The sequence below is a fragment of the Streptoverticillium reticulum genome (assembly GCF_047456005.1).
In the GTDB taxonomy this organism is placed as follows: domain Bacteria; phylum Actinomycetota; class Actinomycetes; order Streptomycetales; family Streptomycetaceae; genus Streptomyces; species Streptomyces reticulum.
In genome coordinates this window covers 6964203-6979677 of sequence record NZ_CP179755.1, presented here as the reverse complement: position 1 = coordinate 6979677, position 15475 = coordinate 6964203, and the positions used below count along the sequence as shown (strand labels likewise).

At 74.7% G+C, this 15475-nt stretch carries 16 protein-coding genes and 1 pseudogene; 11 read left to right on the top strand and 6 right to left on the bottom strand.

What is annotated here, in order from left to right:
- Window positions 1-159: 159 nt before the first annotated feature.
- Window positions 160-1308 (bottom strand): glycosyltransferase family 4 protein, encoded by a 1149-nt coding sequence (locus ACMATS_RS31935; protein WP_414169848.1) that lies wholly within the window; start codon window positions 1306-1308, stop codon window positions 160-162.
- A 178-nt stretch (window positions 1309-1486) separates the two neighbouring features.
- Between ACMATS_RS31935 and ACMATS_RS31930 the strand changes: the two genes are divergently transcribed.
- The 4 genes from ACMATS_RS31930 (at window position 1487) to ACMATS_RS31915 (ending at window position 5702) form a co-directional block, all read left to right on the top strand.
- A complete protein-coding gene (locus ACMATS_RS31930; RefSeq protein ID WP_390779237.1) occupies window positions 1487-1915 on the top strand; it encodes an SPW repeat protein in 429 nt (142 codons plus the stop codon).
- A 462-nt stretch (window positions 1916-2377) separates the two neighbouring features.
- Complete coding sequence (locus tag ACMATS_RS31925; RefSeq protein ID WP_414169847.1) at window positions 2378-2515, top strand: hypothetical protein; 138 nt, start codon at window positions 2378-2380, stop codon at window positions 2513-2515.
- On the top strand, window positions 2512-3951 hold the full coding sequence (locus ACMATS_RS31920) for a cytochrome P450 (protein WP_414169846.1): 1440 nt from the start codon (window positions 2512-2514) through the stop codon (window positions 3949-3951). Before ACMATS_RS31925 ends, ACMATS_RS31920 begins: the two co-directional genes overlap by 4 nt.
- The gene (locus ACMATS_RS31915) at window positions 3948-5702 is read left to right on the top strand and encodes a peroxidase family protein (protein WP_414169845.1); all 1755 of its coding nucleotides are present in this window, start codon (window positions 3948-3950) and stop codon (window positions 5700-5702) included. The genes ACMATS_RS31920 and ACMATS_RS31915 overlap by 4 nt, the downstream gene beginning before the upstream one ends.
- A 191-nt stretch (window positions 5703-5893) precedes the next feature.
- Here the strand turns inward: ACMATS_RS31915 and ACMATS_RS31910 are convergent, their stop codons facing one another.
- Window positions 5894-6214, bottom strand: coding sequence for a hypothetical protein (locus tag ACMATS_RS31910; RefSeq protein WP_390779234.1), 321 nt, complete (start codon window positions 6212-6214; stop codon window positions 5894-5896).
- A 177-nt stretch (window positions 6215-6391) separates the two neighbouring features.
- Between ACMATS_RS31910 and ACMATS_RS31905 the strand changes: the two genes are divergently transcribed.
- Window positions 6392-7069, top strand: a complete 678-nt coding sequence (locus ACMATS_RS31905) for a response regulator transcription factor (protein WP_414169844.1) — start codon at window positions 6392-6394, stop codon at window positions 7067-7069.
- A 438-nt stretch (window positions 7070-7507) separates the two neighbouring features.
- Here the strand turns inward: ACMATS_RS31905 and ACMATS_RS31900 are convergent, their stop codons facing one another.
- Window positions 7508-7759 (bottom strand): hypothetical protein, encoded by a 252-nt coding sequence (locus ACMATS_RS31900; protein ID WP_414169843.1) that lies wholly within the window; start codon window positions 7757-7759, stop codon window positions 7508-7510.
- A 77-nt stretch (window positions 7760-7836) separates the two neighbouring features.
- On the opposite strand from ACMATS_RS31900, the pseudogene ACMATS_RS31895 reads away from it, so the two are divergent.
- The 3 genes and pseudogenes from ACMATS_RS31895 to ACMATS_RS31885 all read left to right on the top strand — a co-directional run.
- Window positions 7837-8271, top strand: a pseudogene (locus ACMATS_RS31895) (ATP-binding protein); the annotation flags it as partial.
- Entirely contained in the window at window positions 8249-8461 is a 213-nt protein-coding gene (locus tag ACMATS_RS31890; RefSeq protein WP_391155177.1) for an ATP-binding protein, read from the top strand. The pseudogene ACMATS_RS31895 and the gene ACMATS_RS31890, both read left to right, overlap by 23 nt.
- Before the next feature lie 155 nt (window positions 8462-8616).
- Entirely contained in the window at window positions 8617-9906 is a 1290-nt protein-coding gene (locus ACMATS_RS31885; RefSeq protein ID WP_390779276.1) for an FtsW/RodA/SpoVE family cell cycle protein, read from the top strand.
- A 64-nt stretch (window positions 9907-9970) separates the two neighbouring features.
- On the opposite strand, the gene ACMATS_RS31880 is transcribed toward ACMATS_RS31885, so the two are convergent.
- Window positions 9971-10834: an SDR family NAD(P)-dependent oxidoreductase gene (locus ACMATS_RS31880; RefSeq protein WP_391155179.1), complete on the bottom strand. Its 864-nt coding sequence runs from the start codon at window positions 10832-10834 to the stop codon at window positions 9971-9973.
- A 59-nt stretch (window positions 10835-10893) separates the two neighbouring features.
- Between ACMATS_RS31880 and ACMATS_RS31875 the strand changes: the two genes are divergently transcribed.
- Window positions 10894-11553, top strand: a complete 660-nt coding sequence (locus ACMATS_RS31875) for a TetR family transcriptional regulator (protein WP_414169842.1) — start codon at window positions 10894-10896, stop codon at window positions 11551-11553.
- A 39-nt stretch (window positions 11554-11592) separates the two neighbouring features.
- Here the strand turns inward: ACMATS_RS31875 and ACMATS_RS31870 are convergent, their stop codons facing one another.
- Window positions 11593-12012: an ankyrin repeat domain-containing protein gene (locus tag ACMATS_RS31870; protein ID WP_390779229.1), complete on the bottom strand. Its 420-nt coding sequence runs from the start codon at window positions 12010-12012 to the stop codon at window positions 11593-11595.
- Window positions 12013-12116: 104 nt separating this feature from the next.
- Here ACMATS_RS31870 and ACMATS_RS31865 point away from each other — a divergent pair, with 104 nt between their 5' ends.
- Both ACMATS_RS31865 and ACMATS_RS31860 read left to right on the top strand, forming a co-directional pair.
- On the top strand, window positions 12117-12311 hold the full coding sequence (locus ACMATS_RS31865; protein ID WP_171083410.1) for a hypothetical protein: 195 nt from the start codon (window positions 12117-12119) through the stop codon (window positions 12309-12311).
- 22 nt (window positions 12312-12333) lie between these two features.
- Complete coding sequence (locus ACMATS_RS31860; protein WP_414169841.1) at window positions 12334-13872, top strand: hypothetical protein; 1539 nt, start codon at window positions 12334-12336, stop codon at window positions 13870-13872.
- Here the strand turns inward: ACMATS_RS31860 and ACMATS_RS31855 are convergent.
- Window positions 13860-15368, bottom strand: a complete 1509-nt coding sequence (locus ACMATS_RS31855) for a PLP-dependent aminotransferase family protein (protein ID WP_414169840.1) — start codon at window positions 15366-15368, stop codon at window positions 13860-13862. The genes ACMATS_RS31860 and ACMATS_RS31855 overlap by 13 nt on opposite strands.
- Between the last annotated feature and the right edge of the window lie 107 nt (window positions 15369-15475).

Sequence of the window (15475 nt, the reverse complement as noted above, 5' to 3'; positions counted from 1 at the left end):
CGAAGGGGCGCGGGGAACTGCGCGAGCAAGCACGACGCGCCTGCAGTCGAGTGCTCGGGGCTTCGCCCCGGACCCCTGGGGTGGTGCGTCGGCTGCGGGCCGGTGGGGGCTGGTCGCGCCCACGCGGCGGAGCCGCATATGGGAACAGCCCCGCGCCCCTTACGGGGCGCTGCACGCCGCCGGGCGGGCCGCCCGTTCCGCCAACACGTCGGCATAGTGCCGCAACAGCAGATCCCCCACCACCGTCCAGGTGCGGCCCAGCACCGAGCGGCGGCCGGCGAGCCCGTACTCCGCGCGGCGGCGCCGCCCGGACTCCAGGGTGAGGACCGCCTCGCGCAGCGCCTCCGCGTCGTGCGGGCGGACCAGGAGTCCGGTGCGCAGGTGCTCGACCAGGTCCAGGGGGCCGCCGGCCGCGGGGGCGACCACGGGGACGCCGCTGGCCTGCGCCTCCTGGACGGTCTGGCAGAACGTCTCCTGCGGGCCCGGGTGGACGAAGACGTCGAGCGAGGCGAAGATGCGGGCGAGTTCGCGGCCGGTGCGCGTGCCGAGGAAGCGCGCCCCGGGCAGGGCGGTCCGCAGCCGGGCCGCGTGCGGACCGTCCCCGACGACGACCACGCGCACGCCCGGCAGCGCGCAGACCGGGGCGAGCAACTCCACCCGTTTCTCGGGCGCGAGGCGGCCCACGTAGCCGACGATCAGCTCCCCGCCGGGGGCGAGGGCCCGCCGCAGCTCCAGGTCGCGGTGCGCGGGGTGGAAGCGTTCGGAGTCCACCCCGCGCGGCCACAGCCACACCCGCGGGATGCCATGGCCGATCAGGTCGCGGGCGGCCGCGGTGGAGGGCGCGAGGGTGCGGTCGGCGGCGCGGTGCACGGCCCTGATGCGGCGCCAGGCGACGCCTTCGCCGGCGCCCAGGTAGGTGCGGGCGTAGCCGCCGAGGTCGGTCTGGTAGACGGCGACGGCCGGCACGCCGAGCCGGGCGGCGGCGGCCATGCCGCGCGCCCCGAGGACGAAGGGGCTCGCGAGGTGGACGACGTCGGGGCGGTGCGCGGCGAGCACGCCGGCCAGGCGGCGGCCCGGCAGGGCGACCCGGACCTGTGGATAGCCGGGCAGCGGCAGCGAGGGCACCCGGACGACCGGGCAGGGGGCGCGGTCCTCGTCGCCGCCGTCCCCGGACGGAGCGGGGCCGGCCGGGGTCAGGACGAGCGGATCGTGCCCGCGGCGCCACAGGTGCCGGGCGGTCTGCCAGGCGCAGTGGGCGACCCCGTTGACGTCGGGCGGAAACGATTCGGTGACGATGGCGACCCGCATACGGCTGTTGTCGGCCCTGCGCGCGTGGCGTGGGCCACGTGGATCTTTCCGCCCGGCGAACGTCCCATGAGCGTTGACCCGGTCCCGCCCGGATTCCATACCCCATTCGGGTTAATTCAGGGGGAATTGGGTTAAAATGCAGGCAGGTCCGAATTGACAGCGAAAGAAGGTGGCCGATGTGACCGCCCCTACGTCGCCCCGGATCGACCAGCACCCGGACATCATGGCGCTCCGCGCCCACTCCGAGGAGACGACGGGGACCCCCGCCGCTCAGGCCGTCGAGGCCCTGGCCGTCCTCTGTGGTGTCTATCTGGCCGCTTCACCGTGGATTGTGGGCTTCAACGCCGCCTCCACCCTGACCGTCACCAACCTGATCACCGGTGTCGCCTTTGCCTGCCTGGTAGGCATCGGCCCCGCGTACGAACGCACGCACTCCATGAGCTGGGCCGCGCTGGGCATCGGCGTGTGGGCGATCGTCGCTCCCTTCGTGGTGGCGGGCCATGCGTTCGCCGCCCGTGCCGTCGTCAGCAACGTCATCGTCGGAGCCGTGGCCTGCCTGACCGCTCTGGCGCTGGCGGGCCTGGGCAGCGGCAGGCTGCGCCGCTGACCGCACACCGCGCATACCCGTACCGCGCCCCGTAAGGGGCGCGGGGAACTGCGCGAGCAACCACCGACGGCCTGCAGTCAACCTTCTCGGGGGCCGGGGCGAAGCCCCGGGACTTCGGCTGCGGGCGCGTCGTGGTTGCTCGCGCAGTTCCCCGCGCCCCTTACGGGGCGCCCGGCGTACGGCTCCGGCTCCGGATCCGCGCCACCGGCCGGGGGCGCAGCCGCCCGGCCGGCCCGCTTGCGGAGTTGCACGTTCATGTCCCGGCGGATACGTCGGATCATCTCATCCATGTCAGGCATGCGGCGAAGGTAGAGCCCCCGGTTCCGCAACGCCGCGCCCGCCCGGGGCCGTTCACCCGCGCGGATGAATACTCAGGTGATCTTCGGCTGCCGTGGCTTCGCCCGGCGGGAAGTGGCAATGCTCCCCTCTCCCGACCGGCCCCCACCCCAAGAGGTACGAGGCATGACGTCCGTACGCGCAACCGCCGCCGAGCCGTTGCCGTCCCGCCCCGCCGAACTCGCCCTGCACGCCCGGGACTCCGGGCCCACCGAACCGCCGCGCGCCCCGCGGCCGCCGCACCGCGGGAGGGCCGCCGCATGAGCACGGCGAACGGCGCCCGCGGCGGCGCGGGCCGGGAGGGCGGCCTGCCCGTCGCCTCGGCGGGCGAGAACCTGCGGCTGGCCCTCGTGTACTTCCTCCCCGACCACCTCAAGGGCGTCTTCCGCTGCCGCCCCCGGATGGCCCGGCTGGTGGCCCGGCTGGACCCGGGGCGGCGCCGGCTGGAGGCGATGCGCGGGCTGCGCCGCAGGCACGGCCGCGGACCGGTCCTGGTGCACGGCACCTGCGGCCCCACCCTGCTGGTGCTGGACGCCGAGGACGCCCGGCAGGTGCTCTCCGGGCCGGTGGAGGTCTATGCGGTGGACACCTGGGAGAAGGTGAACGGCTTCGCAGCCGTGCAGCCCGACGCCCTGGTCGCCTCGCACGGCCGGCAGCGCACGGCCCGCCGCGCCTTCAACGACGCGGTGCTGGACGCCGGTTGCGACGTGCACCGGCTGGCGGGCCACTTCCTGCGGGTCGTGGGCGAGGAGGCCCGCGCGCTGCTGGGGCCGGAGGCGGAGGCCGGACTGACGGCCGACGTGGTGCGCGAGCGCTTCGAACGGATCGGGCGGCGCTGCTTCCTGGGCGAAGCCGCCGCCGACGACACGGAGTTCTCCCGGCTCCTGGGCGAACTGCTGGCCGAGGCCAACTGGATGGGCACCCGGCGCTGGCGGACGGGCCGGGCCCGCAGAATCCGGCGGACGATGATGCAGCGCCAGTCCCGCTACCTGTGCGACGCCGACCCGCGCAGCCTGACCGGGCTGTTCCGCAGCGCACCCCGCGGCCCCGAGACCGCGCCCGAGAGCCAGCTCACCCAGTGGTTCATGGCGCTGGCCGTGGTGCACAGCGCCGTCGTGCAGACGCTGGCCCTGCTCGCCACGCACCCGCAGCACCACACGCGCGCCGCGGCCGAGGTCGCCGACGCCGACCGGCGGCACGGCCTGCGCACGGTGGCCGGCTTCCAGGGCATGCCGTACGTGCGCGCCTGCATCCAGGACGCGGCGCGGCTGTGGGCGCCCGTGCCCAGCCTGCTGCGCCGCACCACGGCGGAAACCCGCTGGCGGGCGGCGGTCGCGCCGGGCGGGATGAACGTCCTGGTGCCCGCCGCCTTCCACGCCCGCGACGACGAACGGCTCGACTACGCGCACCGGTTCGCGCCCGAGAAGTGGATGGACGGCACGGCCGAGCGGGACTGGGCCGTCAGCCCCTTCAGCCGCGGCGAGGCCCGGTGCAGCGGAATGGAGCTGGGGCTGCTGCTGGCCACCGGCTTCGTCGCCGAGTTCCTGCGCGACGGCGAACTGGCCGTCGCGGGCGTGCGGTTGACGCACCGGAAGCCGCTGCCGCACAGCTTCGACGCCTCCCGGCTGCGGATCGGCTACCGCGCCCACCGGGCCCCGGCCCGCACCGTCCCCCCGCCCGTCCTGGAGAGCGACCGATGACCCCGGCACCCCGCCCGCGCCGCGAGTGGCATTCCCTGCCCCTCCCCCTGGCGCTCCTGGAGCTGCGCCGGCAGCGGCAGTTGCTGCGCGCCCACAACCTGTACGACGCCCACGGCGGCGCACGGCCTCCTGAGCCGGTCCGCGAACTGCTGCCCCACCGCAGCTACGACGGGTCGGGCTCCTGTCCCTCCGACGCCGCCATGGGCCGCGCGGGCACCCGCTTCGACCGCAACTGCGCGCTGCCGCAGGCCTTCCCCGAGCCCGAGGACGACGGCCTGTTCTCGCCGAGCCCCCGCGAGGTGAGCAGACGGCTCCTGGCCCGTACCGCCGGCTTCCGCCCGGCCCCGATGCTCAACCTGCTGGCCGCGGCCTGGATCCAGTTCCAGCAGCACGGCTGGTTCCACCACGGCACCCGCCCCTCCGGCCCGCCGCTGGACGTCCCCCTCGCCGCCGACGACGACTGGCCGCAGTGCCCGATGCTGCTGCGCCGCACCCTGCCCGACCCAGCGGGCCCCGCCGGCGCGTCCCTGCCGCCCGCCTACGCGAACGCGGTGACCCACTGGTGGGACGGCTCGCAGATCTACGGGTCGAGCGAGGAGCAGTGCCGGGCGCTGCGCACCGGCGAGGGCGGCAAGCTGGCCGTCGTGGACGGCAGGCTGCCGGACGAGGAGCGGGCGGGCCTGTCCGGCATCGACCGCACGGGCTTCAACGAGGACTACTGGGCCGGCCTGTCCCTGCTGCACACCCTCTTCGCCAAGGAGCACAACGCGATCTGCGACCGGATCGCCTCCGCCCGTCCCACCTGGGGCGACGAGCGTCTCTTCCAGACGGCGCGGCTGGTCGCCACCGCCGTGATGGCCAAGATCCACACGGTGGAGTGGATGCCGGCCGTCGTCGACCGGCCGGTGACCCGGGCCGCGATGCACCTCGACTGGTACGGGGTGCTCCCCGCCCGGCTGCGCCGCCGGGTGCGGCGCTTCGGCCGGGGCGAGACGCTGTTCGGCATCCCCGGCTCGCCCACCCGGCACCACACGGCCCCGTACGCGATGACGGAGGAGTCCGTCGCCGCCCACCGGCTGCACCCGATGATCCGCGACGAGTACGAGATCCGCTCGCACCTGACGGGCGACCTCGTCGAGCGGACGGACTTCGATCCGCTCCAGGCGCTGGCCACCCGCAAGGCCGTCGAGCGCTGGGGCACGGCCGACCTGCTCTACTCCTTCGGCACCATGCACGCGGGCGACATCACCCTGCACAACCACCCCGACTGTCTGCGGGAGCTGGTGCGCGTCTCCGGGGAGCGCATCGACCTCGGCACGGTCGACGTGCTGCGCGACCGCGAGCGCGGCGTCCCCCGCTACACCGCCCTCCGCGCGGCGCTGCACCGGCCGCCCGTGCGCAGCTTCGGCGAGCTCACCGGCGGGGACGCCGCCCTGGCCGGCGAGCTGCGCGAGGTCTACGGCGGCCGGCTGGAGCGGGTCGACACCATGGTCGGCCTGTACGCGGAACCCCGGCCGCACGGCTTCGCGTTCAGCGACACGGCGTTCCGGATGCTCGCGCTGATGACGGCGCGGCGGCTGAAGAGCGACCGCTTCTTCACCACCTGCTACCGGCCGGAGATCTACACGGCCGAGGGCCTGGAATGGGTCGACCGCACCTCGATGGGCGACGTCCTGCTGCGCCACCACCCGGAGCTGGCCCCCGCATTGGAGGGCGCGCGCAACGTGTTCGCGCCCTGGAGGCTGCTGTAACAGCGCCCCGTAAGGGGCGCGGGGCTGTGACATGTGCGGCTCCGCCGCGTGGGCGCGACCAGCCCCCACCGGCCCGCAGTCGACGCACAACCCAGGGGTCCGGGGCAAAACCCCGAGAACCTCGACTGCAGGCGCGTCGTGGCTGATCGCGCCCACGCGGCGGAGCCGCAAATCGAAGCAGCCCCGCGCCCCTACGGGGCGCCCTGGCGGCTGGCGTACCAGCGGTCGCCGCGCAGCTCCGCCAGGCCGTGACCGGCCAGGCCCTGCACGTGCTTGAGGATCGTGCGCGCCTGGTAGCCCACGGACGCGCACAGGTCGTCGACGGAGGCGCCCCCGTCCCCGCAGGCCCGCAGGCCGTCCCAGGTGCGGGCCTCGTGGCGGCCGAGGTCGGGGAGCACCCGCGGGTGCTCGGGCCGCGTCTCCGGCCGCGGGGCGTACGGGCGGGATGCGCCGACCGGGCGCGGGGTGCGGTTGACCCGGCGGTGCCGGCGGCCCTTCTGGCGTTTGCTCATGGCTGAGACCACTGCTCCGTCCTGCGTGCGAACTGTTCTTCCACCGTGTTTCGATGCGTCAACTCGACGCGATGTCGGCCGGTTACGGCCGCCACCACCGAGTGTGCGCGACGTCACGCATCGTCATGCAGCACCCACGCCGGAAGGGTGTCATGCCGGATATGTGAGGCTGGGGGCGTGCGCATACTGATAGTCGAGGACGAGGTGGGGCCCGCCGATTCGCTCCGCCGTGGGCTGACCGCCGAGGGGCACTGGGTGGACGCCGTCCACGACGGCCGGCGCGGTCTGGAGGCCGCGCTCTCCGGCACGTACGACGTGATCGTGCTGGACGTGATGCTGCCCGGCCCGGACGGCTACGAGATCTGCGCCCGGCTGCGGCGGCTCGACCAGTGGACCCCGGTGCTGATGCTCACCGCGAAGGACGGCGAGTACGACGAGGCGGCCGGGCTGGACGCGGGGGCCGACGACTACCTGACCAAGCCGTTCTCCTTCGTGGTGCTGACGGCCCGGCTGCGCGCCCTGGGCCGCCGCCGCGGCACCGGCACGTACGGCGAACTGCGCGCCGGGGACCTGATGCTGGACCCCGGCGCGCGGCGCTGCCGGCGCGGCGGGACGGAGGTCGAGCTGACCGCCCGTGAGCTGTCCGTGCTGCGCCACCTGCTGGAGAACGCCGGGCGGGCCGTGGCCAAGCGGGACATCCTCGACGAGGTGTGGGACTCCCCCGCCGAGACCGACCCCAACATCGTCGAGGTCTACGTCTCCTCGCTGCGCCGGAAGATCGACGCCCCCTCCGGGCGCCGCTCCATCCTGACCGCCCACGGCACGGGCTACCGGCTGTCGCCCGACGGCGGCTGAGCGCGTGGCCCGTCTCCTCCCGCGCACGGTCCGCGGCCGGGCCGCCGCGGCCGCCGCGCTCGCCATGACGCTGCTGCTGGCCGCGGGCGGCGCCTGGCTGTACACGGTCCTGCGGACCAACCTGCTGGACAACGCCAACAGCCGCACCGAGCTGGCCGCCCGCGAGACCGCCGCCCTGGCCGACTCCGGCGAGCTGCCCGCCCTGCTGCCCGCACCCCGCTCCGGGGTCGACGTGGTCCTCGTGCTCGGCCCGCACGGCGAGATCGTCGCCACCAGCCGCCCCTCGGCCGGCCCCCTGGCCCGCGCCTTCGCCCCGGTCCGCCCGGCCGCCGACGAGGACAGCGCCTCCCGCGTGCTGTGCTGCACCCCGGCCACGGGCGGCCGGCGCGGCGCCGTGGTGGTGGTCCGCGCGACCCCGCCGGGCGGGGAACGGTACGTCTACGCCCTGACCGTGCTCAGCGACGTGAACGACGCCGCACACACCATCGCCCTGGGCCTGGTCGCCGGGGCCCCGCCGCTGATCGCCCTCGCGGCGGCCATCGCCTGGGCCGTGACGGGCCTGGCCCTGCGCCCGGTGACGGCCATCCGCACCGAGCTGGCCGCGGTCGGCGCCCGCGAGCCGGACCGCAGGGTGCCGGAGCCGGCGGACGGCGACGAGGTGGCGCTGCCGGCCCGTACCGTCAACGCCACCCTGGACCGGCTGGAGCAGGCCGGTCGGCCGGCAGCGGCAGTTCGTCGCCGACGCCTCGCACGAGCTGCGCAACCCGGTGGCGGCGGTGCGCTCGCAGCTGGAGGTGGCACTCGTCTCCTCCCCTGCGGGAAAGAGGTGCCCGTCCGCCGAGTCCGTGCGGGCGGCCCTCGCGGAGACCGTGCGGCTGCAGGCGATCGCCGCCGACCTGCTGCTCCTGGCCGGGCTCGACGCGCGGGCGTCGGGCCCGGGCGAACCGGTGGACCTGGCGCTGCTGGCCGCGGAGGAGGCGGCACGCCGCCCGGCGCCCCGCGTACCCTTGACCGTCACCGCCGACGTGCCCGTGCCGATGCGCGGACGCCCGGGGCAGCTGGAGCGCATGCTGGCCGACCTCGTCGACAATGCGCTGCGGCACGCCGCGTCCCGGGTGACCGTGCGCGCGTCCCTGGACAAGCGGGCGCGGGAGGCGGTGCTGGAGGTGGCCGACGACGGTGCCGGGATCCCGGCGGCGGAGCGGGAGCGGGTCTTCGAGCGCTTCGTGCGGCTGGACGCCGCGCGACCGGGAGCGCGGGGGCAGCGGCCTGGGGCTCGCCATCGCCCGCGGGATCGCGCGGGCGCACGGCGGGGAGCTCGAGGTCGCCGCGGGTGCTCCCGGTGCCCGGCTGACGGCCCGTTTCCCGCTGCCTCCGGACCCCGGTTCCTGAAGACGGCTTCAGGAACCTCAGGATTTCTTCAGCCGACCCCGAGGATCATGGACGGTGTGACCGTGGAAACCGTACGAGTCGAGAGCGACGACGGGAGCGGCGTGTCCGCCGAGGCGCGCGCGGCCTCGGCCAAGTGGCGCCGCCACGAGGCGGTCATGCTCGCCTTCGGCGTCGTGATCTGCGTCGGCGGCTATGCGTACACGGGCCTGGCGACCACCGGCAGCGTCCCGGGCGGGCTCGCCGGATTCGCGGCCAGCATGCTGTGCCTGGCCCTGGTGCCGCACCTGGCGGTGCGCCGCTGGGCGCCGTACGCGGACCCGCTGATCCTGCCGCTGGCCGTGCTGCTGTCCGGGTTCGGGCTGGTGCTGCTCTACCGGCTGGACTACTCCTACAAGGAGCGGTTCAACTCCGCGCCGACCGCCTCCGGCCAGCTGATGTGGACGGTCATAGGGGTGGCGGTCTGCGTCGCCGTGCTGGTGCTGCTGAAGGACCACCGCTGGCTGCAGCGCTACATCTACCTGATGATGGCCGTCGCCCTGGTGCTGCTGATGGCGCCGGCCTTCTTCCCCGGCGACACCTACGGCGCCAAGCGCTGGATCTTCCTGGGGCCGCTGTCCTTCCAGCCCGGCGAGTTCGTCAAGACCATGATCGCGGTCTTCTTCGCGGGCTATCTGGTCATCCACCGCGACGCGCTGGCGCTCACCGGCCGGAAGGTCCTCGGCGTCCGGCTGCCCCCGGGCCGCCAGCTGGGCCCGATTCTGGCCGTGTGGCTGCTGAGCCTGTTCGTCCTGATCATCGAACGGGACCTGGGCACCTCGCTGATCTTCTTCGGCCTGTTCGTGGTGATGCTCTACGCGGCCACCGAGCGGGGCAGCTGGGTGATCGTCGGCGTGCTGATGGCCTCGGTCGGCGCGGTGGTCGTGGGCTCGATGGAGCCGCACGTCAAGGGCCGCATCCTGGCGTGGCAGCACCCCTTCGACGCGTACAAGCCGGGCAGCACGGTCTCCACCCAGCTGGCGAACGCCCTGTTCGGCTTCGGCAGCGGCGGCGTCACGGGCACCGGCCTGGGCCAGGGCCACCCGGAGCTGATCGGCTTCGCGGGCCGCAGCGACTTCATCCTCACCACGGTGGGCGAGGAACTCGGCCTGGCCGGGGTGATGGTGGTGCTCATGCTGTACGGGCTGATGGCCCAGCGCGGCCTGAGCGTGGCCCTGCGCTCGCGCGACCCGTTCGGCAAGCTCCTGGCGGTGGGCCTGGCGGGCGCGCTGGCCCTGCAGGTCTTCGTGGTGGCGGGCGGTGTGATGGGCCTGATCCCGCTGACGGGCAAGGCCCTGCCCTTCCTGGCGAAGAGCGGTTCGTCCCTGGTGGCCAACTGGCTGATGGTGGCCGTATTGATCCGGATCAGCGACGGGGCGGGCCGGTCGAGGATCCGCCCCGGCCCCTGACGGGCCCCGTACCGCCCCCTGGAAAGGTCCGCCTCCCGGCGGGCCTTTTCTGCTGTCCGCCCGCCTACGCGGCGTCCGCCGGGAGCTCGACGGGGTAGTCCTCGCCGAAGTCGGCGGAGGCGGAGACGGCCTGCCAGGCTCCGGCCTCGGCGAGCTGCCGCTGCGCGTGGTCGAGCGCCATGCGGGCCGCGTTCGTGCCCAGGGGCAGGTGGGTGGGGAGGTGGTCGCGCTTGACGACGCGGACCAGGATCCCGGCGCCGCGGTCCGGGTCACCGGCGGCCAGGCCGGCACGGGCCCGGTCGTGGAAGGCGCCGACGGTCTCCCGGTACTCCGGCGGGACGTCCTGGACGTCCATGGAGGCGCCGGCCCAGTCGGTGGCGAAGCCGCTGGGCTCGACGACCAGGTAGCGGATGCCGAACGGCGCGGTCTCGGCGGCGAGCACGCGGGTGAAGCCGTCGATGGCGAACTTGGCCGCCTGGTAGGAGCCCAGACCGGGGCTGCCGCCCACCCGGCCGCCGATGGAGGAGAACTGGACGACGATGCCGCCGCCCTGTGCTTTCAGCAGGGGCAGTGCCGCCTTGGAGACGTTGTACACGCCCCAGAAGTTCGTCTCGAACTGGCGGCGGAAGTCGTCCTCCGGAGCCGTCTCGACCGGGGCGACGTTCGCGTAGCCGGCGTTGTTGACGATCACGTCGATGCGGCCGAAGCGGTCACGGGCGGCGTCGAGCGCGGCGGCGGCCGCGGCGGCGTCGGTCACGTCGAGCGCGACCGGGAGGACCCGGTCGCCGAACCGCTCGGCCAGGTCGGCGAGCTGTTCCGGCTTGCGGGCCGTGGCGACGACCCGGTCGCCCGCCTCCAGGGCGGCGACGGCGAGGGAGCGGCCGAAGCCGCGGGAGGAACCGGTGATGAACCACGTCTGGATTGCCATGGGCGTTAGCAAAACATGGTTGCGTTAATAGTGCAACCCGGTTGCGTTAGGATGCGGGCATGGCCGGCAGCAGTCAGTCCACAAGAGCCCGGAGCCCCGAGGCCAAGCGCGCCCGCGAGGCCGCGATCCTCGCCGCGGCGACCCGCCTGGCCACGGCGCACGGCATCCGGTCGGTGACCCTGACCGACATCGCCGCAGAGGTCGGCATGCACAAGTCGGCGATGCTCCGCTACTTCGAGACGCGGGAGGAGATCTTTCTCCGCCTGGCCGCCGCCGGATGGACGGAGTGGTCGCGGGCGGTGCGCGACGCCGTGCACGGCATGGACCGGGAGCCTCCCCTGCAGGCGGTCGCCGGCCTGCTGGCCGAATCGCTCGTGGCGCGGCCCCTGTTCTGCGACCTGCTCGCCCACACGCCGATGAACCTGGAGCGCAACGTCTCGCTGGAGAGCGTGCGCACCTTCAAGGTGACCGCCCTCGCCGAGGTCGCGGCCGTGAGCGAGGCGCTGCGCCGGGCTGCCGCACTGAGCCCGGAGCAGGCCGGCAACGTCGTCGCCACGGCCACGTCGATGGCCGGGGCGCTGTGGCAGATGGCCGCCCCGGGAACGGAGGTGCGCCGCCTCTACGAGTCGGACCCGGACCTCGCCCACGCCGTCGTCGACGTCGCCCCCCGCCTGACCGACATCCTGACCGCACTGCTCCGGGGCTACAGCGCCCCGTAAGCGCCCCGCAGGGGCGCCGGGGCGGTCGACGTGCGCGGCTCAGCTGCCGCCCTGGAACAGCTCCAGCAGATCCTGCCGCCCGAAGACCTGCGCCGCCTCCACAGCGGAAGGCGTCCCGGCGGACGGGTCCGCGCCGTGCGCCAGCAGGATGCGGACGGCCTCCTCCTCGCCCTTGAAGACCGCACCCGCCAGCGGCGTCTGACCGCGGTCGTTGGCCCTGTCGGGGTCGGCGCCGCGGTCCAGCAGTGCGGTGACGGCGTCCGCGTGCCCGTGGTAGGCGGCCAGCATGACGAGCGAATCGCCGCGGTCATTGGTGAGGTTGACCGGCACGCCTGCGTCCACGTAGGCGGCGAGGGTGGCGGTGTCACCGTGCCGGGCCAGGTCGAAGACCTTGGCCGCGAGCTGGAGCACCTCGGGGTCGTGGGCGGGCTCGGTCGACTCGGGGGTCGGTCCGGTCATGATGTGCGGTCCTCCGCTCGGGTTACCAACGGTTGCCGTGGTGACACATTCTGTGAAGCTGGAGGAGCTCATGGTGACCGTCCCCCAGCACCCAGGAGATTCCCATGATCCTCTCCATCTCCGGCGTCGTCCTGCTCGGTGTCGTGGTGTTCCTGTTCTTCCGCAAGGACGGACTCAAGGCTTCGCACCTGATCGTCTGCTCCCTGTTCGGCTTCTACCTCGCCAGCACCGGGATCGCCCCGAGCATCAAGGCCGGTGGAGCCAGCCTGGCGAGTCTGCTGGGCGGGATCAAGTTCTAGCGGCGCCCGCCAGGAGACCGACGTGGGCCGGCGAGGACTTCCGCGCACCCCGCACCGCAGCCCCCGGCTGCCGCAGGGCCGGGAGTTCGCACAGACGGTCGCCGAGAGCGCCCGGGACGTCTTCCACCCGCTGATCGTCATCACCCGCGGCCTGCGGGCGCTGGCGGTCTCCGGGCGGCGGCGGTGGGCGCAGACCCCCCGGGACCGGCGCGGCTCCGCGGTGCTCCTGGCGGCCTCGTGCCTGGCCATCGTGGCGCTGGTGCCCTACGGGCCGCCGCTGGCCACGGTCTCGCTGCTGGCGGCCGGCGCCTGGGCCGGGCGCGCCCGGCGGACGCAGCGGACGCAGGAGCCCGAACCGGCGGAGACGGCCCGGCTGCAGGCGCTCTACGAGGCGCTGGTGCCGTACCTGTCCGATCCGCAGGACCCGAGGCCGCTGTACGAGCACGGGGGCAGCTGGCGGAAGGCGTTCGACGAGTACGTCTTCGACGACCGGGGACGGCTGGCCGCGCTGCAGCTGCGCTACCCGGGCTGGTTCACCGACGGCGAGAACGCCTCCCGCACCCGGATCGAGCAGCTGCTGCACCTCAAGGCCGGGCGGGACCGCGAGTACGGCTTCGACTGGGACGAGTCCGCCAACCGGCTGTGCCTGACCGTACTGCCCCCGCTGCCGACGGAGGTCTGCGCCCAGCGCTTCGTGACCGCCCCCGGGGAGACCGTGCTGGGCTTCACCGACCCCTCGGCGGTCCAGCGCACCCTGCCGGTGGCCGAGGGCGACGAACTGTACGACGCCTCGCCCGTGGTGTGGCGCACGGGCCCGCGCTCCGCCGAACCGCACCTGCTGGCGCTGGGCCGGCCGGGTGCGGGCGTCACCACCCTGCTGCGCTCGGTCCTGCTGCAGGCGCTCCCGCACGGCGACGCGGTGATCCTGGACGGCGGCGGCACCGGGGAGTACGCGGCGCTCGCCGGGCGCCACGGGGTGCTGGCCGTGGAGTCCTCGCTCACCGGGGCCCTCGCCGTGCTGGAGTGGGCGGGGCACGAGACGGAGCGGCGGCTCATGGCCGTCAACTCGGCGCGGCAGCAGGGGCATCCGGTGCCGGAGGACGCCCGCCGCCCGCTGTGGATCGTCGTGGACCGGCCCGCGGCGCTGAGCCGCCTCGCCGCGGCCCAGGAGCGCCCCGACCCGCAGACGCTGCTGCAGGTGCCCCTGTTCAACGGCCGGGTCGCGAACGTGACGGTCGTGATCGGCGAACAGCTCGACGCCGAGGGGCTGTTGGACGCGCAGGTGCGCTCCCAGCCCCTCGCCCGGGTGCTGCTCGGCGCGGTCACCTCCGAGCAGGTACTGGCGGCGCTCGGCGCCCCCGCGCACTCCACGACCGTCAACGACGTGCCGCCGGGCCGGGGTTACGCGCGGCTGGGCGCCGGCCCCGTGCACCGCCTGCAGGTGCCGGCCACGCCGGACCCGTACGACGAGGACGCCGGCGAGGCCCAGCGGCAGGCCGTGCTGGACCTGCTGCCGGAACCGCTGCTCCCGGCGTACCCCGCGGCGGATCAGGCCACGTAGGTGCGCGGCGTCTCGGCCGCCGCGGTCGCGCCGCTGGCCACCAGGTGCGCGGCCTCGGCCAGCCTGGTGGCGGCCTCCTCCGCGACCGCGCCGTTGACGGTGAACGGCAGGCGCACATAGCCCTCGAAGGCCCCGTCGACCCCGAACCGCGGTCCGGACGGCACCCGCACGCCCAGCCGCTCCCCCGCCTCGGCGATCCGCGAGCCGGAGAGCCCGCCGGTGCGCGCCCACAGGGTCAGGCCGCCGTGCGGGACGGTGTACTCCCAGTCGGGCAGGTGCCGCCGGAGCGCCGCGACGAGCGCGTCGCGGTTCTCGCGCGTGGTGGAGCGCCGTATGGCGATGGACTCCTCCCAGCCCTCGGTGTTGAGCAGCCAGGTGACGGCGAGCTGGTCGAGCACGGGGGTGGCCAGGTCGGCCCAGGCGCGGGCGGCGACGAGGCTGCGGACGATGTCGGGCGCGGCCCGCACCCAGCCGATGCGCAGGCCGGCCCAGAAGGACTTGCTGGCCGAGCCGACGGTGATGACGGAGCTGCCGGCGGGGTCGAAGGCGCAGACCGGGCGCGGCAGTTCCACGTCCTCGTCGAGCACCAGGTCCGCCATGGTCTCGTCGGCGATCAGCACGGTGCCCGCGGCCCGCGCCGCCTCGACGAGCTCGCGGCGCTGCTCCTCGGGGGCGAGGGCGCCGGTGGGGTTGTGGAAGTCGGCGATGACGTAGGCCATGCGCGGTGCGGCGTCGCGCAGCACCTGCCGCCAGGCGGCCAGGTCCCAGCCGGCGAGCCCGTCGGCCATGGCCACGGGCACCAGCCGGGCGCCGGCCTCGCGCATCAGCTGCAGGACGTTGGCATAGGAGGGCGACTCGACGGCGACCCGCTCGCCGCGCCCGGCCAGCAGCTTGCAGATGGCGGCGACGGCGCCCATGGCCCCGGTGGTGACCATGATCTGCTCGGGCATGGTGGGGATGCCGCGGGCGGTGTAGCGGTCGGCGAGGGCCTGCCGCAGCGCGGGCAGACCCGCCGGGTAGTCGCCGTGGGTGTGGGCGTAGGGCGGGAGTTCGCCGAGGGCGCCCTGGAAGGCGCGGGTCAGCCAGGGCTCGGGGGCGGTGAGGGCGGCGCAGCCCAGGTCGATCACCGAGCCGGCGGCCTCCGGCGGCAGCGGGTCCAGGCCCCGGGTGGGCAGCGGGTTGCCGGCGGGCACGGCCGTCCAGCTGCCCGCGCCGCGCCGGGACTCCAGGAACCCCTCACCGCGCAGGGCCTCGTAGGCGGCGGCGACGGTGGTGCGGCTGACGGAGAGGGCGGCGGCCAGCTCCCGCTCGGCGGGCAGCCTGGCGGCGACGGGCACGCGGCCCTCGAAGACCAGCAGCCGGATGCCGTCCGCGAGGGACCGGTAGGCGGGCGCCCGGCGGCCGCCCAGCGGGGTCACCGTGCCACCGCGGGAGTGCTGCGAACCGAGGAGGCGCGCCAGTTGTGGCGCCCCCACCGAAGAAGTCCACTGACTCATCTTTCCGGTCCACCTTTCGGGGATTGGCCATGGATCTTGTCTTGACCCAGTCCACAGACTGTCATGCCACAGGCCACTTGCACCACTGCCGGGAGCTGCCCGGAACC